This window comes from Dermacoccus sp. NHGro5 (genome assembly GCF_017565385.1).
Classification (GTDB): Bacteria; Actinomycetota; Actinomycetes; order Actinomycetales; family Dermatophilaceae; genus Dermacoccus; species Dermacoccus nishinomiyaensis.
This window is the reverse complement of the sequence record NZ_JAGEKQ010000011.1, coordinates 1-20073: the sequence shown is the minus strand read 5'-3', so window position 1 is coordinate 20073 and position 20073 is coordinate 1. Positions and strand designations below refer to the sequence as shown.

Here is a 20073-nt window from a genome sequence, read left to right as displayed (position 1 = left end):
GATGACACAGACCATCGCTCAGGATGACGTCCAGGCCATCCCCGTCGGGCAGCTCTTCAGCCCGGACGCTCCCAGCTATTCGATTCCCCTCTACCAGCGCAATTACACCTGGGGCGAGGAGCAGATACACCGCCTGATCCACGACGTCTTCGACGAGGCCGAGCAGGAGGAGGCCAAGGACTACTTCCTTGGCAACCTCGTGGTCGCCCCTCCGCAACGGGCCGATGAGCCGCTCGACGTGATCGACGGACAGCAGCGCCTGACCACCTTGTATATCCTGCTGGTCAAGCTCTCTTCCCGGCCGGGTTTGAAGGACCGCATCGGTCCGCTTCGGCCGCTCACCTACGAGGCTCGGGAGAAGGCCACCCGCGCTCTCCGCGGCGTCGCCGATACGATCGATGAGCCGGCGGAGGATGAGAAGGATCGAGAGGACTCCGGCATCCTCCGCGCATCGATGATTATCGAACAGCTACTGGACGGCGGGGCCGACGGTGACCGTTTACAGACTCCCCAGGTGATCGACTATCTGCTCACCAGGGTCCTCGTCGTCCGCATGCCGATCGACCGGAGCACCGATCTGAATCGGTACTTCGAGATCATGAATACGCGCGGTGCGCAGCTCAGTCCCGTGGACATCGTCAAGGCGCGACTCCTCCGATACCTGTCTGACCCCCTCGATCGCGCCCTGCTGAACCGCGTCTGGACAGCATGCTCCGACATGGAGCACTACGTGGGGATGAGCGCCACTGCCGGAAACACCTCCCAACGCGCAGAAGTCTTCGGCCCCGACTGGGACCAGATGCCGACAGCAGATTTCTCCCGCTTGCGTGCACAACTCATCGACACCACCTCCGAAGCGGCCTCGCCCGCCGCCGACGACGCTTCGAACACACCCGAATCCACCGCGCTGACCCTCGACGATGCGGTGGCTGCCTACTCCCAGACCACGGTCAGGACCGAGTCGGAAGATGCCGACGGCGGCGAGCGATTCACATCGCAGATCACGTTCCCGACTCTGCTGCTGCAGGTTCTCGCGGTGGAGGGAGCAGGCAGGGGCTCCGCACGGGAGGATGATCGTCAGCTCGACGACAAACTGCTAGTGCAGCGCTTCTCTGCACGCGTCGATTCACTACCGCCGCCGGAGCGGATTGACTGGGTGCGCAAGTTCACCACGGACCTGCTGCGCATCCGCTACCTGTTCGATCATTTCATTCTCAAGCGTGATGCGACGCTGACCACCGGGCACGAATCCACCACGGACGAGGAACCTGGCAGCTGGTCGTTGTACCGGCTCGCGCGAGGATCGTCCCGTCGCGGCAACAACGGGCAGGACACTCCCCGGTACCCCTCGACCTTCGCCGCTGACGAATCCGGTGCCGGCCCGCGCAGCCTGCACCGACGGATCCTGCTGCTACAGTCGGCGCTGCGCATCACCTACACCTCCCCGCGCACGATGCACTGGATGACCGATGCACTTCGCTACGTCACCGAGCTCACCGATCACGATGAGCCGATCACAGCTCAGGGCTTCCTCCACTGTCTCGAGTCCCATGCCCACGAGCGCCTGCGCGAGGCGGTGACCCCGGACCCGGACAAGGAGGAGACCGGCCCGGATGGGATGGCGCTCGGCTTCGCCATCCCGCGCATCGTGTTCACGTACCTGGACTACCTGCTGGTGGAGGAGATGAACCAATGGGACTTCACCTTCAGCTACCGCACCTCCGTGGAGCACTTCTCCCCGGGCACCGAGGACATCGAGCACTCCTCCTTCGCATACCGCCTGGAGGATCCGCACCTTCTCGACTGGTTCGGGAACTTGGCGCTGGTCACTGTGAGCACCAACTCGAAGTTCAGCAACTACCTCCCAGCGCAGAAGGCGAACAACCACGATGCTCGCCGGCAGAGCCTGAAACTCGAGCTGATGGCACGGCGGGCGGAGACCGGGAGTTGGAACGACGCAGATGTGCGCACTCATCATGAGGAGATGGTGGAGTTGTTGCGCCGGGCGCTTGCAGGAGAGCGAGCGCGATCAGATTCTGACATCTGATCGCCCCCTGTCCCCGTGAGAAGTACGTCAGGTCGAAGAATGGTAACGGGGTCTGGACCGAGCTACGGCATTGGGTGCCGCTCGGGGATGATGTGGAGCGGTGGGTCGAGAGGTTATTCGGCTACGGAACGTGGTCGAGTTCCGCTTCAATGTTTAAGGGGTGGGTGGCGGATCGACGCGGTCGTCCTGCTGCGCCACCTTCGCCAGCGGACCGCTGAGGGCCGCCGTCGCGACGATCGTCACGAGCGCGCCGAGCAGCATCGCCGTGTCCTCGCCAGGTCGCAGCAACCCGAGATGCGTCCCCGTCGTCGCGGCTGCCACGGGCACCCCCATCTGCGCCGCGGTCGTGACGGCGACCGGCCACGGCTGCTTCGTCATCGCCATCGCGCCGTGCACGACAAGAGCGCTCAACCCCAGGGCGAGACCGAGCGCGAGGGCATCCGGATGCGCCGCGAGGTCACGCAGGTTGAGCGACGCCCCGAGCCACACGAAGAAGATCGGCGCGAACAGCCCGTCAGTCAGCGCGAACACCTGCTTCGCGACGCGCTTCGGCTCACCGACCCCCGCAACGGCCAACCCGACGCAGAATCCCGCGAGCATGATCGACACGTGCCGCCACTGCGCGAGCGCCGCGACTGCGAACAGGATCGTCAGCGTCACCCGCAGCTCGAGCGCGAGCCCGCGATTCTCCGACACCTCGTGCACCCGCCGTCGATACCCGCGCTGCTCGACGAACCGCAGCACGACGAACACGACGAGCGACACCGTCACGACCGCCACAGCGCCGATCGCCGCCCGCGACATGTGCGCCGGATCGATCGCGAACGGCAACGCGACGATGCACGCCGCGTCCGCGAGCGCCAACTGCGGCAGCATCGCGACGATCGAGGGCCCCGTCAGCGGCATACCCTGCAGCGCCGGCATGACGATCGACGCCGAAGAACTCGCCAGCAGCACCGCGTACAGCCCCGCGTGCCCCGTGCCGAACACGTGCGCGATCGCCCATCCTGCGGGCGCGGCGAGCACCCCGACGGCGACCGCCCGCGCCACGCCGATCGACGCACCCGTGCGCAGCGCCTTGTCGCGCACCGGCACGTGCGTGCCGGCGACGAACATGACGAGCGCGAACCCGACGTCCGCGAGAAACGCGAACGTGCCGTCATGCGGGTCGAGCACCCGCGCGCCGGTCTGCCCGAGCGCGAGCCCGACGACAAGCTCGCCGATGACGACCGGCAACCTCACCGCGCGCGGCAACGACAACAGCGGCCCGAGCACCGCGACGAGACAGATGAGAGCGAGTTGCGCGAAGTTCACGTCCGTCGCGACCTCAGGCGGAACGGTGCGCGAGGTCGACGATGCGCACAGGCACGTCGGTGTTCTCGTCCGTGTGATAACTCGCGCAGACCCGGTGATAACCGTCGGCGATGATGGCGTCGCGTCCGCTCGTCGCGTCACCACGCACGAGCAGCACCGGGCTGAGCGCCCTGCCGTCGGCGATCTTCTTCAGATCCGACGTGACGTGCGGGTTGTCCGTCGGCAGCAGGGCGAAGCGCGAGGCGCCCAGAATGTCCTTCGCCTTGAAGTGCGCCGATTCGACGTTCTCGAACGCCTCGACGGTCGTCGTCATCGTCGCCTCACCGGCGAGCAGCGACAGATACGCCGCCGCCGACGTGCCTCGGGGCCAGCCTGAGCATGTACACGTCCGATTCCCCGTTTCATCGTGCGGTGTCACACGATATCGGTCGTGAGTTGGCTGCGCACCTCACTTCTATCGGCGAGGACGAGTCTCTGAGGAGTGCGCTCGACGATGGTGGGCGGAGCGGGAGAATGGTTAGGCAGAGAATCCACACGGGCTATTCTTGCCCCCAATGCAGGCGTGGGAAGAACCGCGAAATCCGGCAGGCGTTCGCACGCAAGCTGCGGCGCCGGCAGAAGGTGCAAACTGCTGACACTCGGCGACATCGCCGACGTCGACATGCGCATCGGCTACACGGACTGACTCGATCCCTGTGGTGGACGCAGGCGACCCGTCGCGGGCGTCCGCCGTTGCTGTGGTCGATCCAGCCTGCGGTGCGATACGCAGGGCATGCCTTCCGTCGTGAGCCTGGACCACGAGGCGATCAGCCGCGTCGCAGAACGTCCCGGCGTGGCCGAGTTGTCCCTGTTCGGCTCAGCTGCTGCGGGGACTTCTCATCACAACAGCGACGTCGACTCTCTGGTCGATTTCCTCCCTGATCGCCCCGATCCGCTGGAGGACTTCTGCGCCCTCCGTGACGACCTGAGCAGGATCCTCGAACGCGATGTTGACCTCGTGGCGAAGCGCGCCATCCGCAACCCGTACTTCCGCGACTCAGCTCTCGCGCAGGCGGAGGTTGTCTATGTTGCCGACGTCTAGAGCGCATCTATGGGATGCGAAACATCCGTACCCGTGAGTACGGGGTGGTCGAGCACGAGATCGTGTGGGCGGTCGTCGATTCGCGTCTCACTCCGTTGGCGCAGGAGCTGGCAAGGCTTCTCGGCGAGTCATGACTCGCCCACACTCGAGTGGAATTACGAACCGGGCCAACGTCACATGGCCGTCGCAGGCATCCGCTCGTAAGGTGGCGGGACACCACGATGAGGAGAACACATGCCTGAGCGGCTCGAACCCCAACTCGAAACCGTGCGCGAGACGATCCTTCGCCGCAACCCCGGCGAGTCAGAATTTCACCAGGCCGTCGACGAGGTGCTCGCCAGCCTGGGCCCGCTGCTGAAGCGTCGCCCCGACTACGTCGAGTCGAGCATCATCGAGCGTCTGGCGGAGCCCGAGCGTCAGATCATCTTCCGCGTGCCATGGGTCGACGACGACGGCCGCGTGCAGGTGAACCGAGGATTCCGCGTCGAGTTCAACTCAGCGCTCGGGCCATACAAGGGTGGCCTGCGCTTCCACCCCAGCGTCTACCTCGGCATCGTCAAGTTCCTCGGCTTCGAACAGGTCTTCAAGAACGCGCTCACCGGCATGCCCATCGGCGGCGGCAAGGGCGGCTCCGACTTCGACCCGAAGGGCCGCTCCGACGCCGAGATCATGCGTTTCTGCCAGTCGTTCATGACGGAGCTGTACCGCCACATCGGTGAGTACACGGACGTACCCGCCGGCGACATCGGCGTCGGCGGCCGCGAGATCGGCTTCCTCTTCGGCCAGTACAAGCGCATCACCAACCGCTACGAGGCCGGAGTGCTCACGGGCAAGGGCCTCACCTGGGGTGGCGCGCAGGCGCGAACCGAAGCCACCGGGTACGGCCTCGTGTTCCTCACCGAACGGATGCTCGCGACGCAGAACCGTTCCTTCGACGGCGCGAAGGTCGTCATCTCCGGCTCCGGCAACGTCGCCGTCTACGCCGCACAGAAGGTCACCCAGCTGGGCGGCACCGTCGTCGCGATGAGCGACTCCGGCGGGTACGTCGTCGACGAGCGGGGCCTCGACATCGACGCCATGCGCGAACTCAAGGAATCCAGGCGCGGACGCATCAGCGAATACGCGGACGAGCACGAGGGCGCCCGATTCGTCGCCGAAGGAAGCATCTGGGACGTGCCGTGCGACGTGGCCCTGCCCTGCGCCACCCAGAACGAGCTCCCGGACGACGCAGCTCGCACCCTCGTGGCCAACGGCTGCATCGCCGTCGCCGAAGGCGCCAACATGCCGACGACGCCCGCAGCGACCGCCCTGCTGCAGGAGGCCGGCGTCCTGTTCGCGCCCGGCAAGGCGTCGAACGCCGGCGGCGTCGCGGTGAGCGCCCTCGAGATGCAGCAGAACGCCTCCCGCGACTCGTGGTCGTTCGACCACACCGAAGAACGCCTGCGCGCCATCATGAACGGCGTCTTCCGCACCTGCGAGGAGACGGCCGACGCCTACGACGTGCCGGGCGACTACGTGCGCGGCGCCAACATCGCGGGCTTCGTCAAGGTGGCCGACGCGATGCTCGCGCTCGGCGTCGTCTGATCGTCGTCCGAGCATCGAACGCCCCGAATCGGTGTGGTGGAAAAGCCGATTCGGGGTCTGCGCGGTCCGGCGGCGGCGTATAAACGAGGCATGCCCGCCTCTGAGAACGACCCGTCGTCAGGCCTGTCTAACGAGGGCGCCCTGCTCGGGCTGCACGACAACGGCCCCACCGACGTGCACCCGGGCGCGAACGCCGAAACACAGACGCTCGAAGCCACCGAAGCCGGCCTCACGTCGGTCGCGAAGGCCTGGGACGAAGCCGTCGACGCGGACGGCGCGCCCCGCCTCGCCTACGTCGCAGCCCTGGCAGCGATCGCGGCGCTCAGTGATGACGAGCGGGCGGCCCGGCAAGAACGAGCAGAGGCCATGGAGAAGGCGGAGGGCATCACCTTCCGCGTCAGCGGTGAGGACGAACCCCGGATCTTCCCGACGGACTTCATCCCCCGCATCATCGACGCCGACACGTGGGCCGACCTGAGCGCGGGCCTCGAACAACGCGCCCGCGCCCTCAACGCGTTCCTCGACGACATCTACGGGGCGCGACGCATCATCGAGGCTGGGGTCGTCGACGCCGACGACATCGAACGCTCACCGGGCTACGTCGACGAAGGCCGCCTCCAACCCTCCGGGTCCGTGCGAGCCCACATCTGCGGCATGGATCTCGTGTGCGCCGACGGACGATGGCTCGTCCTCGAGGACAACCTTCGCGTTCCCTCCGGCGTGGTGTTCTCGCACTTCCTTCGCGCGATGGCGAACGACACGTTCGCCGACGTGATCAGCGAGTACGACCTGCTCAACCCCCGCGACGGATTCGCGATGCTGCGCGAGACGCTGCAGGCCGCGGCACCTGCGCACGCCGCGAACCCCGACGACCCAGGGCTTGCGCTCGTCTCGACGGGCGAGAGCGACTCCGCCTGGTTCGAGCACCGCCGCATCGCCGAGTTCGTCGGCATGCCCGTCTGCACGCCCGCGGACCTCTGCGTCGTCGACGGGCGCCTGCACCTGCAGGACGCGACGACGCTGCGCCCACTCGACGTCGTCTACGCGCGCATCGAGAAGGATCAACTGTTCGCAGCCCTCGGCTGCGACGGTCAGCCACTCGGCCCCGGACTCGAGGACGCCCTTGCCCACCACCGTCTCGCGTTCGTCAACACATTCGGCAACGGCGTCGGCGACGACAAGGCCGTCTACGCGCTCGTGCCCGACATGATCCGGTTCTACCTCGACGAGGAGCCCCTGCTCGAGCAGGTCCCCACCGATCTGTGCCACAAACCCGGCAAGGTCGAGGAGGTCATCGCACGGCTCGACGAACGCGTCGTGAAACCCGTCGACGGCTACGGCGGCGCCGGCATCACCATCGGGCCGGAGTGCTCCCCAGCCGAGCTCGACGAACGCGCCGAGCAGCTGCGGGCGCATCCCGACCACTTCATCGCGCAGGACATCGTGCGCCTGTCGACGCTGCCCACCTACGCCGCCGACGAGAGCGGACGCACCTGCATCCACCCGCGGCACGTCGACCTGCGGGCGTTCGTGCACGTTCGCGCCACCGAGCAGCCCGGGAGTGCGCCCGGCGAGTCGGGGGAACCCAGCGTCCTCGATGCGCGCAAGCTGAGCGCCCACACCGTCCCCACCGCCCTCACCCGAACGGCCCCGGCTGGTTCGCTCATCGTCAACACCTCCCGCGGCGGTGGCGGCAAGGACACGTGGATCCTGCGCTCACCTGCACCGACAGCGCCGGCTGCAGCCTCCTCGCAGACCCCGTCAGAGACCGCGGTGGGCGCCGATCGCGGTGACGCCGCCACGGTTGCGTCAGGTGATGTTCCTGGCCCCGACGACTCCGCGGCACCACCTCGATCATGACCCGCGAGGTCGGTTCTCCGGCATCCGGAGACGAACCAGGCGCGCTCGCTCTGGAGGTCTGGCCCCCCGGGCGCCTAGGATCGGCTGACGTGAACGACGTCAGCCCGCCCGAACCCGAGCATGCCCACGTCCTGACCTCCTACGCGCCGCCCGCCGAGCACCGCGCCCCCCCACGCCCGCGCACGCTGGACCGCTACGTCAAGGACCCTGCGCTCTCGCCCGACGGGCGGCTGCTCGCGTGCGTCGTCGTCGAACAGGATCGTTTTCCCTTCGCCCTGCAGATGCCGCTCGACGACGACGGGGTTCCGATCGTCGGCGAGGAGCGCGAGGTGCGTCTTCCCGTCGAAGGCGGTGTGCGGCGCGTCCTGTACTCACCCGACGGGCACTGGCTCGCCTGCGAGGTAGCACCCGACGGTGGTGACCGCGAGCAGATCTGGTTCGTCACCTCCGACCCGGACGACGCGAACTCGTACACCGTCGACCTCGCCGCGTACGAGACGGTCGAGCTCGTCAGCTGGGACGACGACTTCGTCGCCGTCTCCGTCTTCGACCGCGAGGGCACCGTCGAGGGCCGCCTGTTCAATCCGGTGACGGGGGAGACCCGCGTCGTCGACCGGCGCACCGGCGGCGCCCTGACGCACTCGCGTGGCAACGTCTCGTTGTTCCGCGTGGGTTCGCGCGGCAACCGTGAGCTCCTGGCCGTCGACGGCGGCGGCACCTGGCGCCCCATCATGCCGGTCGACAACGGCTCGACGACCGACCGCGGATTCGTCACGTTCGAGGGGGATCGCCCCAGCTTCATCGTGCGCAGCGACCACAGCGCCGAACGCTTCCGACTGCTGCGGCTCACCCCCACCGAGCACGCCCACGACGTCGAGGTGCTCCTCGAACGTGAGGACGCCGACGTCGAGGAGTTCGCCGTCTCCCTCGACGGTTCCGTGGCGGCCGTCCTGTGGAACGACGAGGGGTGGTGCGACCTGCAGATCGTGGACCTGACGGGTGGGCGCGCCCGCGTCGTCGACCTGCCCGAGCTGCCGTCGCTCATCGCGACGACGCCGTCGCTGACGGCGGACGGGTCGCTGCTCGCCCTCACCGTCGCCGGACCCGAGTTTCCGCCCACCGTCGTCGTCTACGACGTGGCCGCCCGACGCTGGGTCGGCGACGAGTTCCGCGCTGTCGCAACGGCGGTCGACGACGCGGTGAGCGACGCCGTCGGTGAGAGCGTGGCCGAGAACCGTCCCCGTGAGAGCGGCTCGGACGACGAGACGGCCGGGCACGCAGCGACCGGTGACGACGTCGGCGCGAGCGGCGCTGACGCACTGGCCGACCAGGACGGCCTCGACACGATGTCACCCGCGCGCCCGACGGACGAACGTGGCCGGCCGGTGTTGTCCGCGTGGGGCGAAGCGGACATCATCCCCGAGCTGCTCCACTACGAGGCGCGCGACGGCATGCGCTTGTCCGGGTGGCTCTACCGGGCCGTCGGGCCTGCGCCGAGCGAGCCCGCCCCGACGATCGTCTACTTCCACGGCGGCCCCGAGGGACAGGCGCGCCCCGACTACAACAACGTGCTGCGCAAGCTCGCGGCGACCGGGCACTCGGTGTTCCTGCCGAACGTGCGTGGCTCAGCAGGACGCGGGCGGCGCTTCTCGCAGGCCGACGACCGTTACGGCCGGTTCGCGGCGATCGACGACGCCGAGGACACGCTCGACCACCTCATCGACGCAGGGATCACCCGCGACGGCCAGGCCGTCATCATGGGCCGCTCGTACGGCGGATACCTCGTGCACGCGTCGCTCACCCGGCACGCCGGGCGTTGGGCCGGCGGCATCGCGGCGTGCGGCATGTCGGATCTCGAGACGTTCTACCGTGACACCGACCCGTGGATCGCCTCCGCGGCGATGCCCAAATACGGCGACCCCAAGCTCGACCGGCACCTGCTCGCGCAAGCCTCCCCGCTGCGTCAGTTCTCCCGCGTCGACGTGCCCGTGATGTTCATCCACGGCCAGCTCGACTCGAACGTCCCCGTCTCCGAGGCTTACCAGGCGCTGGGCGTGCTCGCGTCGCGGGGCGTGCCGGCGGAGATGCTGTTGTTCCCCGACGAGGGGCACGAGTTCGAACGTCTCAACAACCGCTGGGACATGGAACAGCGGGTCTTGGCTTTCTGCGAAAGGATCTTCGGTGAGTGACTTCGACAAGAACGACGCGAACACGGGTGGGAAGAACTCCGAGCCCGACGTCGACGCGGCACACGAGGCCGCCATGGCGTACGACGGCATCGACGACGACCTGCGGGACAAGCTCGTCGAGTGGCGCCGCCACCTGCACACCAACCCCGAGCTGAGCTATGAGGAGAAGGCGACGACGGACTACGTCGCCGAACAGCTCGAAGGTCTCGGGTTCGAGGTGCGACGTTTCTCCGTCGGCACCGGCTTGATCTGTGACGTGCCCGCCGCCGACGACGCGACGGCCGACGACCTCGTCGCGTTGCGCGCCGACATCGACGCGCTGCCGATGGATGAGGAGACCGACCTCGAGTTCGCCTCGACGAACGAGGGCGTCAGCCACTCCTGCGGCCACGACGCGCACACGGCGATGCTGCTCGGCGCCGCGACGCTGCTCGCGAAGAACCCGCCGCCGCGCCCCGTCCGCCTCATCTTCCAGCCCGCCGAGGAGCAGATGCCCGGCGGCGCCGTCGACTGCGTCGAGGACGGCGCGATCGAGGGCGTCGACCGCATCATCGCGCTTCACTGCGACCCGCACCGCGTCGTCGGTGACGTCGGTGTGCACGCGGGCGCCATCACCTCCTCGAACGCGAAGATCGAGGTGACGCTGACCTCCGACGGCGGGCACACCGCGCGTCCGCACGAGACCGGCGACCTCATCTACGCGCTCGCGAGCATCGCGACGGGCGCGGCCCAGGTCATCGACCGCCGCATCGACCCGCGCTCGGGCACCGTCATGACGTGGGGCTCGATCGAGGCCGGCGGCAGCGCCGCGAACGTCATCCCGTCGAAGGGGACGCTCGTCGGCACCGTCCGCTCCGCGAGCCGCGACACGTGGGCGCAGCTGCCCGACGTCGTGCCGCCCGCGATCTCGGGCATCGCCGAGCTGTACGGCGTGAAGGCCGAGGTCAACTACGTGCAAGGTGTGCCGCCGGTCGTCAACGACGAGGCGTGCGCGCAGCTCGCAGCCCAGGCGGTCACCGACGTCCTCGGCGAGGACGGCGTCGGCGAGGCCGACCAGTCGTCCGGTGGCGAGGACTTCGGCTGGTACACCGAAGAGATCCCCGGCATCTACCTGCGCCTCGGCGTCTGGGACGGCGACAGCGACGAGACCGACCTGCACCACCCTGCGTTCATGCTCGACGAGCGCGCGCTGCCCATCGGTGCGGCCGTGTTCGACCGGTTCGCGCGACTCGACCGCGATGCCGCGAGCGACGAGTCGTCGAACGCGTCGTGATGACGATCGGCTGACGCTGCGCGGCGGGCCGGATTTGTCGGCGACGAGCGCATGACACACGAACGGCGGGACGAGTTTGGATGCTCGTCCCGCCGTTCGTCATTCGTCGTCGGCCGCCGTCGTGCGAGCAGTCTCAGACGACGTCGACCGACGTGTGATCGCCGACGCCGGCCGCCAGGGCCGCGAGGTGCTGACGGGTGTCGCCGAAGGTTCGCTCGATCGTCGCGAGGCGCGAGGTGTAGTGGCCGACGGCGTACTCGGCCGTCATGCCGATGCCGCCGTGCAACTGGATCGCCTCCTGGCCGACGAGCCGGCCGTAGGTGCCGACGAGGTACTTCGTCCGCGACACGATGGCGTCGAGGTCGAGCGCGTCGTCGCCCTCACCGGGGTCGGCGAGCGCCATCGCGGCGTAGAGCACGGCGCTGCGCGTCAGCTCGACGCCGACGTACATGTCGGCGGCGCGTTGCGTGAGGGTCTGGAACCGCATGATCGGCACGCCGAACTGCTTGCGCGTCTTGAGGTACTCGACCGTCAGCGCGAGCGCGGCTCCCATCGCTCCGAGCGCCTCGCCGCACTGTGCGACGTTGCCCAGTGTGAGCGCGGCGTCGAGCACCTCGCGGCCGCCGAGCCGCGTCGCGGGAGCGCCGTCGAGCGTCACCTTCGGGCCGTCGACGGTGGGGGATTCGACGAGGTAGACCCCGACGTCGTCGCCCGTGCCGGCGGTCGTGACGATGGCGTCAGCCGACGACAGGTCGGTGTTGCCGCGAGCCTCACCCGCCAGCTCGCTACCCGACGCGGTGCGGGCGCTCGCGGCCGGTGACCACGTCGCACCCGACTCGCCGAACGCGGTGAGCACGAGCTTCTCGCCGCTGATGACGTCGGCGAGCAGCGGCGAGTTCGCCGCGTCGAGGGCCGCCGCAGCCGCCATCGCATCGGCGTAGGGGAGCGTGACGCGAGCCGCGCCGAGCTCGACGGCGGCGAGCGTCACCTCGATGGCCGACGCGCCGAAACCGCCCTTGTCCTCGGCGAAGGCGAGCCCGAGCAAGCCCATCTCGGCGAGCTTGCCCCAGGCGTCCGCGTCGAACGGCTGCGGGCCGGCGGGGGCGCCGGATCCGGTGTCCTTCGGCGTGAGGCTCGAGGCAAGGTCGCGCACCGCGCTCTGCAACGCGCGCTGTTCTTCGGTGGGTGTGAAGTCCATGATTCAGCCCTTCAGTCCAAGGATGCCGCCGGAGATGATGTTGCGCTGAACCTCGTTGGAACCGCTGTAGATCGACGCCTTGCGGTAGTTGAGATACCGCGGCAGCGTCTCGCTGCCCCACTCGCCCGTGTACCAGGTGAGGGCGTCGACGCCGGCCACGTCGACCATGAGTTCGTAGACGTCCTGCTGCAGCTGGCTGCCGCGCAGCTTGAGGATCGACGACGCCGGGTCGGGGCGCCCGTCACGCGAGTCACCCGCGACGCGCAGCACCGTCAGTTCGAGCGCCATGACCTCGGCCTCGAGCTGGGCGAAGCGCGCGGCGAGCAGGGGCTCGTCGAGCGCGGTGCCGTGAGGGCTGCGTGTGGCCTTCGCGTGCTCCTTCGCCGCGGCGAGCGCGGCCTTGATCGAGCCGACGGGCGCGGCGCTCGTGCGCTCGTTGCCGAGTAGGAACTTCGCGTAGTCCCAGCCGCGGTTCTCCTCGCCGACGAGCTGGTCGGCGGGCACGCGGACGTCGTCGAAGAACACCTCGTTGACCTCGTGACGGCCGTCGATCAGCTTGATCGGGCGCACCGTGAGGCCGGGGGAGGACATGTCGATGAGGAGAAAGGAGATGCCCTTCTGCGGCTTGTCGGCGCTCGGGTCGGTGCGCACGAGGGTGAAGATCCAGTCACCGAACTGCCCGAGCGTCGTCCACGTCTTCTGTCCGTTGACGACGTACTCGTCGCCCTCGCGCACCGCCGTCGTGCGCAGGGACGCGAGGTCGGAGCCGGCGTCCGGCTCGGAGAAGCCCTGCGACCACCAGATCTCGCAGCTCTTCGTCTTCGGCAGGAAACGCTCCTTGAGCTCCTGCGAGCCGAACGCGGCGATGACGGGGCCGACCATGCTCGTGTTGAACGCGAGCGGCATCGGCACGCCGGCACGCTGCAGTTCGGAACGGTAGATGTGCAGCTGCAGTTCGTCCCAGCCGCGCCCACCCCATTCGGTCGGCCAGTGGGGTGCGGCCAGGTCGGCGTCGTCGAGGATGCGCTGACCTTCGCGCAGCAACTCGGGCACGACCTCGCCGTCAGCGATGTATCCGGTCTTGATGTGGTCGGGGAAGCTCTCGGCAAAGGCGCGCAGCTCGCGCTGCAGGGCCTTGTCCTCGTCTCGTAGTGTCCGTTGCACCGTGGCTCCTTGCTCGGGGACGTGGCGCCATGACGCGCCTCACCCTGTCTATCACTCTTGTTGAGCATCGCTCAATAGGGCGAGGCCCGGCGGTGACAGACCTACGGTGTCGGAGGAGGGGCTCAGGCGAGGTCGCAGTTCGACTTCATGAGTTCGGCGTACGTCGTCGAGGCGTCGTGGCTGTTGTATCTGCGCGCATCCGAGGGGAACGTCAGCTTCTTGAACTTCGCGATCGACGCGGTGCGCGAGGCCTCGTTGCCGCCCGGGTGCGAGGCGCTGCCGATTTTCGTGCTCATGACCGTGTCGCCGCCGATCATCGTGCTGTCGTCCGGGAACCAGAAGATCGTGCTGCCCTCGGTGTGGCCGGCAGGTGGATGAGCGGGACGCGGTGGCCGGCGATCGTCGTCGTGGACTCCTCGAAGGTGGAGGTCTTCGCGTCGGTCGTGCGCGAGGTGCCTTCCTCGACGGAGCAGTTGCGCTTCGGATCGTGCAGGTAGGGCTGGTCGAGTTGGTGGATGCACGCGACGACCTTCGGGTTCGTCTTCATCGCCGCGGCGAGGCCGCGCAGCTTGTCGCAGTGCCCGTGGGTGATCACGATCGCGTCGACGCCGCCGATCGACTTCACGTAGTCGGCGACCTCCGTGTCTCGTATGCCGGGGTCGACGAGGATGTTGCCGGCCGGCGAGCTGAGCACCTGGAACGTGGCCGTCCAGCCCGAATCGCTGGTGCTGTCGAACTGCGTGACGGTGAACGCCGACTGCTTGTTCGTGCTCGACGCGCTGATCGCCGGCGTGACGGGCAGCGACGACGCAGCCGCAGCCCTGGGGGACGCACTGCTGGGCGACGAATCCGCCGCGTCCGTTCCGCAGGCCGCCAGGGTGAGCCCGCCGATGAGGACGAGGGCTGAAGCAGTGCGACGAGTGTCGCGCATGGGGTCTGCATCCGAATGTGTGAGGTGTTGCTCACATCATGGTCGTCGCGCTCGGTGTGCATGGCTATGTCGCCCCACATGATGAGATGCCCAGCGCCGGCCGCATGGGCGAGGCCTCACGGGCGCGGACGGCCCACCGACCAGAAGCCACTCGCCGTGATGGCGCGCCGTGACAGGCCGCGCTCTTTCGTCAGGTGACGCTTGATCGCGGCCACCGCGCCGCCCTCCGCACACACCCACGCGTAGTCGGCGTCGTCGACGTCGAGGTCTGCGAGTGCCGCGACGGCGGCCGAACCGGACGCATCCGTGCCGCGCTGCACGACGGTGATGCCGGCGTCGGCGACCTCCGGGTGCAGGTATGTCGCATCAGGGACCTCGACGACGCAGGTGAGGCGGGGTTGCGTGTTCTGCGAGTCTTCACCTTTTCCAGTCGCCCGTTCGCGGGCTGCGTCGACGATGGCGAGCATGCCCGGCAGGCCCGTCTCGTCGGCGACGAGCACGTGATGCCCGCCCGCGGGCGCGGCGCTGTAGAGCGCAGACTGGACGCGCACCCCGACCTCGTCACCGACCCTGACGTCGCGCAGCCAGCGCGCGCCGGGCCCGTCGTGGCCGACGTCCACGATGTCGACGTCGATCTCGGCGTGCTCGGGGCGCAGCATCCGGATCGTGTACCAGCGCAGCTGCGGGCGCACGGCATCGTCCATGGCGGCGACGGCGCTGCGGGGGTCGCGTTCGTCATCAGGCGGGGTGACGACGGGTGCGCCGGCCGGCGGCATGAAGAGGCCGAAGTACTCGTCGGGACCGGTGAGTTCGAGCGTGCGGAACATCTCGGCGTGCAGGGTGACACGGGTGAAGGCCGGGCACAGCGCTTCGACGGCGCGCACCTCGGCGGGTGCCGTCGGCCAGGTCTCGCGCTCCGGTGGCAGAGCCATGGTGAGCGAGGCGGCCGCCGAGTACGCGGCATGCAGCCCGCGTTCGATCGTCCTGAGTGGCATGAGAGCCTCCGCGTCGTCGCGATGAATGAGGTCTACCTAACCTAGGCGATCGTCTGGTCTGGGGCACGTTCGGTCGGGCGTCTCGGCGGCGCGGGCGACCTCGCAGCTGGGGTGGCGCCTACGCTGATGCATGCCCACGCCAGCTTCGGAACCCCTCGACGCCTTCCTCGACCTGGCGCGCGACGCGCGTGACGTCGTTGTCCTCACGGGCGCGGGGATGAGCGTCGAGAGCGGCATCCCCACGTTCCGCGACGCGCACACGGGCCTGTGGGAGCGCCACGACCCGGAGGAGCTCGCGACGATCGACGCGTGGGAGCGCGACCCCGACTTCGTCTGGGCCTGGTATCGCTGGCGGGCCAAGCTCATTCGCGATGTCCAGCCCAACGTCGGCCATCGCGCACTCGCCGACTGGGCCGACGCCGAGCGGGCGAACCTGTGGATCGTCACGCAGAACATCGACGACCTCCACGAACGCGCGGGCAGCAGTGTCCTCGCGCACCTGCACGGCAGCATCTTCGCGTTGCGCTGCTCTGAGTGCGACACCCCCTTCGACGAAGCCGACGACGCCGCACTCGCGCTGCCGTCCGACCCCGTCGAGCGGTTGGCCCCGCCGCGTTGCCCGGTGTGTGGCGCAGCGGTGCGCCCCGGCGTGGTGTGGTTCGGCGAAGAACTGCCGCAGGAGCCGTTCGCGCACGCCGAGGCCGCGCTCGAGCGCGCCGATCTCGTCCTCAGCGTCGGCACGTCCGGGGTCGTGCAGCCCGCGGCCGGGCTGCCGTACCGGGCGCTGACGCGGGGCGTGCCCGTCGTCGAGATCAACCCCGCCGAGACCGAACTGAGCGACGACGCGACGCTCGTCTGGCGTGCGCCCGCCGCCGCCGCGCTGCCCGCGCTCGTCTCGGCACTCCGGGGTAAGGCGTGACGCGTCGGGGCGCCCGCTGGTCAGTGCAGGGCCGTGCCGACGCTGCGCGTCGCGGGCCACGCGGCAGGCTTGCGTGCTCGTCGGCGGGCTCGATCCACCTGAAGGCGCACCATCACGACCTCGCGCACGTCGGGCTCGTCATCAGCCTGCACGTCGGCGCGATGTATCTGCCGTCGCTGCTGACGGGTCGCCTCGTCGACAGGGTCGGCCCGATTCCGATGGCGTGGGCGTCCGGCGGCATCCTCGCGGCTGCGGCGCTGTTCGCCGCCGTCGCGCCCGGTGACTCGTTCGCGGCGCGTGGCCAGCACGGCACGCCCACGACGGGCCGCATCAAGGCTCGAGCTCGTCTCGCGCGAGAGCACGCCGCCGTCGCCCAGCACCGCGCGAGCACACTGCACGCCATCACGAAGCAGCTCGCGACCTCGCACGCCGTCGTCGCTGTCGACGACCTCAACGTCGCCGGCATGACGCGCAGCGTACGAGGCACCATCGACAAGCCTGGCCGCAACGTCGCCGCGAAAGCGGGCCTCAACCGTTCCATTGACTCGCCCCGGCGTGTCTGGAGAGTGTTTTGCTGGTGTCAGCCGGCTTGTTCGACCGGTTCGTTGCGAGCGTAGTCGAGTTGTTCGACCTCGAGGGGCGTGAGGTCGTCGATGGAGCCGTGGGCGCGTTCGGTGTTGAACCACAGCACCCAGGAGGCAGTGGCGGCCTCGACTTGGTCGACGTCGCGCCAGGGCCCTTCGTGGTGGATCAGCTCGGACTTGTACAGGCCGATCTGCGACTCCGCGAGGGAGTTGTCGTACGCGTCGCCGACGGACCCGACGGACGGGTCGATGCCTTCGTCGATGAGCCGGTCGGTGAACGCGATCGACGTGTAGACGCTGCCCGCATCCGTGTGGTGCGTCAGTCCGGTGAACGCGGTGACGCCTTCACGTCGGCGCGCCCATAGCGCCATGTCGAGACAGTCCAGCACCAGCGGCGTCGTCATGCTCGTCGCGGCCCGCCATCCCAGGATGCGTCGGGAGTGCGCGTCGAACACGAACGCGACGTACACCCATCCGGACCACGTCCACACGTACGTGAAGTCCGCGACCCACAGCTGGTTCGTGCGCAGCCGTGCGAAGTGGCGGTCAACGAGGTCGGCAGGTCTGGTCTGCCTCGGCTCCGTATCGACCGGACGCTTGCGTCTGCCGCGAACCACGCCAGCGATCCCCAACTCCCGCATGAGACGTTCGACCGTGCAGCGGGCGATGTCGTGCCCGTTGCGGCGCAACCGAAGCCACAGCTTGCGCGCGCCGAGGACCTTGCGTTGCTCCTGCCACGTGGCCAGGATGATCGGCTTCCACCGCTCATCCGACACCGCCCGAGGCGACTGGCCGCGCCCTCTGGCGTCGTAGTACGTCGATGGGGCGATCTTCACGCCATGCTGGGTCAGCACCGTGCAGATCGACTCGACACCCCATCGCAGCCCGCCGTCGGCGCGCTCCCTGTGCTCGTCGATGAAGACGACTATCTCTTGTGTGGCCGGTCGAGTTCGGCCGCGAAGAAAGCTGATGCTGCCTTCAAGATCTCGTTCGCACGACGAAGCTCGGCGTTCTCACGCTTGAGGCGCTTGATCTCCACCGCTGCGTCGGTCGTGACGCCAGGCCGGTCGCCGGCATCGACTTGCTGGCGGCGAATCCAGGTGCGGATCGTCTCGGGCGATCCCACACCGAGCATCTGCGCCACCGCGCTCATCGCCTGATACTCGCTCGGATAGTCGGATCGCACCTCGGCGACCATACGGACAGCGCGCTCACGAAGCTCACGCGGGTACTTACTGGGACGTCCCATGAGACAGATCCTTCCAAGGAATCCTGTCTCCGGACACGCCGAGGCGAGTCACGAGAAGAACTGAAGCGCCCTGGGTTTCGTTCCGCGCTTATGTGGTGACGAGGGTGCTCGTGTGGGATTGATCGTAAGCCGCCTCAACCTCGACCGGGGTGCGGTAGCCGAGTGCCTCGTGTAGGCGCTGATGGTTCCACCAGCTCACCCACTCCAGCGTCGCCAGTTCGACCGCTGATGTCGATGGCCACGTGGGGCGTGAGTAGATCAGCTCGGCCTTGTACAAGCCGTTGACCGTCTCAGCGAGGGCGTTGTCGTACGAGTCGCCCACTGTCCCAACGGAAGGCGCGACGCCGTGCTCGGCCAACGTGCCGGTGTAGGCCAGGCTGACGTACTGACCGGATTCAACTGGTCGTTGCAACACCGGCTTCTTGGAGAGACTTTAGCTGCTCGTTCAGTGCCTCGGCAGGTGTCTTCCACCCCAGGCTCTTGCGTGGACGAGTGTTCAGCGTGTGCGCCACGGCGTTGATCTCGTGTGCCGACCAGCGTGACAGGTCAGTGCCCTTGGGGAAGTACTGACGAAGCAGGCCGTTCGTGTTCTCGTTGGTGCCGCGCTGCCACGGTGAGTGCGGATCGGCGAAGAACACCGGGATGCCTGTCTCGACACGAAACGCTATGTGCGCGGACATTTCCTTGCCGCGGTCCCACGTCAGTGAACGCCTCAACTCCACCGGCAGACGTGTCATCGTCGTCGACAACGCGTTCTTCATCGTGATCGCGCCGTACCCGGCCAGGGCCGGCCCATTTTTCACTGATTCCTTGTGCCGATAGCCTTCCTCGCGGGGCAGGTGAACGAGCATCGTGTAGCGGGTGGTGCGCTCCACGAGCGTGCCGATCGCGGAGCGTTCCAGCCCGATGATCAAGTCGCCCTCCCAATGGCCCGGCACTGCACGGTCGTCGGCTTCAGCAGGCCGTTCACTGATGAGCGCTTCGGGCGTGACGTGCGCCCACGTCGTGCGCTGCGCGCGCGCCCGCGGGGCGCGCAGCGCACGCCCGGTGCGCAGGCACAAGATGAGTTCACGTCTCAACGCTCCTCGGCCTTGGATGTAGAGGGATTGATAGATCGCCTCGTGGCTGATGCGCATGGACTCATCATCGGGCAAATCGAGAGGCAGGCGCCTACTGATCTGCTCCGGGCTCCACGCGCGCACCCACGCCCGGTCCTTGCGGCGTGGCTTGTTACGGCCCGTCCATTTCTCTACCGGCGGCCCGGCCACGACGTTTCCGTTCTCGTCGACGATGTGGCCGCTGAGTCGTTGCTCAACGTACTCGCGCAACCGCGGGTTCGCCACGAGCTTGGCTTCCTTCGGCCGCCGCGCTGCCATGTCGGCCTTCCACTGCGCGACCGACGCGCGATAGTCACGCGTGAGGCCCCGTGTCGCGGCGTTTCGGCGTAGCTCGCGCGAGAGTGGAGTCCAGCAGAGTGGTGTACGACGGACCTGAGTGAGCGCGTGCCTTCAACGTAGGCGCGGCCACCAGGTGGATCCTTCGAGTGATCTCTCACAACCGACTCGAAGAAGGACACCTTGATGACCGCTGTGCCCAGTATCGACCCTGCCCAGTTCCTGAACGAGCAGCTGTCCCAAGCGAGCCCTGATCTGATGCGGGACTTGCTGACCACGTTCGTCAACGCG

Annotated in this window: 16 protein-coding genes and 2 pseudogenes; 8 read left to right on the top strand and 10 right to left on the bottom strand. The window is 68.2% G+C overall.

Annotated elements, in window-relative coordinates:
* Position 1 precedes the first annotated feature (1 nt).
* Positions 2-2047, top strand: a complete 2046-nt coding sequence (locus tag J4Z35_RS05865) for a DUF262 domain-containing protein (RefSeq protein WP_006946302.1) — start codon at positions 2-4, stop codon at positions 2045-2047.
* 153 nt (positions 2048-2200) lie between these two features.
* On the opposite strand, the gene J4Z35_RS05860 is transcribed toward J4Z35_RS05865, so the two are convergent.
* Together J4Z35_RS05860 and J4Z35_RS05855 are read right to left on the bottom strand one after the other, a co-directional pair.
* On the bottom strand, positions 2201-3361 hold the full coding sequence (locus J4Z35_RS05860) for a cation:proton antiporter (RefSeq protein WP_074040640.1): 1161 nt from the start codon (positions 3359-3361) through the stop codon (positions 2201-2203).
* A gap of 13 nt (positions 3362-3374) precedes the next feature.
* Positions 3375-3674 carry a hypothetical protein gene (locus J4Z35_RS05855; RefSeq protein ID WP_006946179.1) on the bottom strand — a complete coding sequence of 100 codons (300 nt, stop codon included), beginning with the start codon at positions 3672-3674 and terminating at the stop codon, positions 3375-3377.
* Positions 3675-4133: 459 nt separating this feature from the next.
* On the opposite strand from J4Z35_RS05855, the gene J4Z35_RS05850 reads away from it, so the two are divergent.
* The 5 genes from J4Z35_RS05850 (at position 4134) to J4Z35_RS05830 (ending at position 11348) form a co-directional block, all read left to right on the top strand.
* Positions 4134-4442: a nucleotidyltransferase domain-containing protein gene (locus J4Z35_RS05850; protein ID WP_074040642.1), complete on the top strand. Its 309-nt coding sequence runs from the start codon at positions 4134-4136 to the stop codon at positions 4440-4442.
* A gap of 234 nt (positions 4443-4676) precedes the next feature.
* A complete protein-coding gene (gdhA, locus tag J4Z35_RS05845; protein WP_074040643.1) occupies positions 4677-6026 on the top strand; it encodes an NADP-specific glutamate dehydrogenase in 1350 nt (449 codons plus the stop codon).
* A 90-nt stretch (positions 6027-6116) separates the two neighbouring features.
* Positions 6117-7886 (top strand): circularly permuted type 2 ATP-grasp protein, encoded by a 1770-nt coding sequence (locus J4Z35_RS05840; RefSeq protein ID WP_074040644.1) that lies wholly within the window; start codon positions 6117-6119, stop codon positions 7884-7886.
* An 89-nt stretch (positions 7887-7975) separates the two neighbouring features.
* Positions 7976-10075, top strand: coding sequence for a prolyl oligopeptidase family serine peptidase (locus tag J4Z35_RS05835; protein WP_074040645.1), 2100 nt, complete (start codon positions 7976-7978; stop codon positions 10073-10075).
* The gene (locus J4Z35_RS05830) at positions 10068-11348 is read left to right on the top strand and encodes an amidohydrolase (protein ID WP_083603929.1); all 1281 of its coding nucleotides are present in this window, start codon (positions 10068-10070) and stop codon (positions 11346-11348) included. Before J4Z35_RS05835 ends, J4Z35_RS05830 begins: the two co-directional genes overlap by 8 nt.
* 133 nt (positions 11349-11481) lie before the next feature.
* Here J4Z35_RS05830 and J4Z35_RS05825 read toward each other — a convergent pair whose 3' ends face one another.
* The 5 genes from J4Z35_RS05825 to J4Z35_RS05805 form a co-directional block, all read right to left on the bottom strand.
* Complete coding sequence (locus J4Z35_RS05825; RefSeq protein ID WP_074040646.1) at positions 11482-12546, bottom strand: acyl-CoA dehydrogenase family protein; 1065 nt, start codon at positions 12544-12546, stop codon at positions 11482-11484.
* Between the two features lie 3 nt (positions 12547-12549).
* Positions 12550-13710: an acyl-CoA dehydrogenase family protein gene (locus J4Z35_RS05820; RefSeq protein ID WP_006946290.1), complete on the bottom strand. Its 1161-nt coding sequence runs from the start codon at positions 13708-13710 to the stop codon at positions 12550-12552.
* Positions 13711-13832: 122 nt separating this feature from the next.
* Positions 13833-14006: a hypothetical protein gene (locus J4Z35_RS05815; RefSeq protein ID WP_171969865.1), complete on the bottom strand. Its 174-nt coding sequence runs from the start codon at positions 14004-14006 to the stop codon at positions 13833-13835.
* 17 nt (positions 14007-14023) lie between these two features.
* Positions 14024-14641 carry an MBL fold metallo-hydrolase gene (locus J4Z35_RS05810; RefSeq protein ID WP_074040648.1) on the bottom strand — a complete coding sequence of 206 codons (618 nt, stop codon included), beginning with the start codon at positions 14639-14641 and terminating at the stop codon, positions 14024-14026.
* Positions 14642-14757: 116 nt separating this feature from the next.
* The gene (locus J4Z35_RS05805) at positions 14758-15636 is read right to left on the bottom strand and encodes a siderophore-interacting protein (protein WP_062258654.1); all 879 of its coding nucleotides are present in this window, start codon (positions 15634-15636) and stop codon (positions 14758-14760) included.
* A 130-nt stretch (positions 15637-15766) separates the two neighbouring features.
* On the opposite strand from J4Z35_RS05805, the gene J4Z35_RS05800 reads away from it, so the two are divergent.
* Together J4Z35_RS05800 and J4Z35_RS05795 are read left to right on the top strand one after the other, a co-directional pair.
* Positions 15767-16555 (top strand): NAD-dependent deacylase, encoded by a 789-nt coding sequence (locus tag J4Z35_RS05800; protein ID WP_136788992.1) that lies wholly within the window; start codon positions 15767-15769, stop codon positions 16553-16555.
* Entirely contained in the window at positions 16552-17172 is a 621-nt protein-coding gene (locus J4Z35_RS05795; protein ID WP_208065442.1) for a hypothetical protein, read from the top strand. Before J4Z35_RS05800 ends, J4Z35_RS05795 begins: the two co-directional genes overlap by 4 nt.
* Here J4Z35_RS05795 and J4Z35_RS05790 read toward each other — a convergent pair.
* From J4Z35_RS05790 to J4Z35_RS05780, 3 genes and pseudogenes are all read right to left on the bottom strand, one after another.
* A protein-coding gene (locus J4Z35_RS05790; protein ID WP_143181261.1) for an IS3 family transposase occupies positions 17136-18388 on the bottom strand; the annotation gives its coding sequence in 2 pieces (ribosomal slippage) (positions 17136-18106 and positions 18106-18388; 1254 coding nt in all). The genes J4Z35_RS05795 and J4Z35_RS05790 overlap by 37 nt on opposite strands.
* A gap of 88 nt (positions 18389-18476) precedes the next feature.
* Positions 18477-18776, bottom strand: a pseudogene (locus tag J4Z35_RS05785) (integrase core domain-containing protein); the annotation flags it as partial.
* 7 nt (positions 18777-18783) lie between these two features.
* Positions 18784-19854: pseudogene (locus J4Z35_RS05780) on the bottom strand (IS30 family transposase); the annotation flags it as partial.
* Positions 19855-20073: the final 219 nt, after the last annotated feature.

Coding starts and splice junctions, on each gene's coding strand:
- J4Z35_RS05865 (WP_006946302.1), top strand. CDS start 2: ATGACACAGACCATCGCTCAGGATGACGTCCAGGCCATCCCCGTCGGG.
- J4Z35_RS05840 (WP_074040644.1), top strand. CDS start 6,117: ATGCCCGCCTCTGAGAACGACCCGTCGTCAGGCCTGTCTAACGAGGGC.
- J4Z35_RS05800 (WP_136788992.1), top strand. CDS start 15,767: ATGCCCACGCCAGCTTCGGAACCCCTCGACGCCTTCCTCGACCTGGCG.
- J4Z35_RS05815 (WP_171969865.1), bottom strand. CDS start 14,006: ATGAGCACGAAAATCGGCAGCGCCTCGCACCCGGGCGGCAACGAGGCC.
- J4Z35_RS05825 (WP_074040646.1), bottom strand. CDS start 12,546: ATGGACTTCACACCCACCGAAGAACAGCGCGCGTTGCAGAGCGCGGTG.
- J4Z35_RS05855 (WP_006946179.1), bottom strand. CDS start 3,674: ATGACGACGACCGTCGAGGCGTTCGAGAACGTCGAATCGGCGCACTTC.
- gdhA (WP_074040643.1), top strand. CDS start 4,677: ATGCCTGAGCGGCTCGAACCCCAACTCGAAACCGTGCGCGAGACGATC.
- J4Z35_RS05810 (WP_074040648.1), bottom strand. CDS start 14,641: ATGCGCGACACTCGTCGCACTGCTTCAGCCCTCGTCCTCATCGGCGGG.
- J4Z35_RS05805 (WP_062258654.1), bottom strand. CDS start 15,636: ATGCCACTCAGGACGATCGAACGCGGGCTGCATGCCGCGTACTCGGCG.
- J4Z35_RS05850 (WP_074040642.1), top strand. CDS start 4,134: ATGCCTTCCGTCGTGAGCCTGGACCACGAGGCGATCAGCCGCGTCGCA.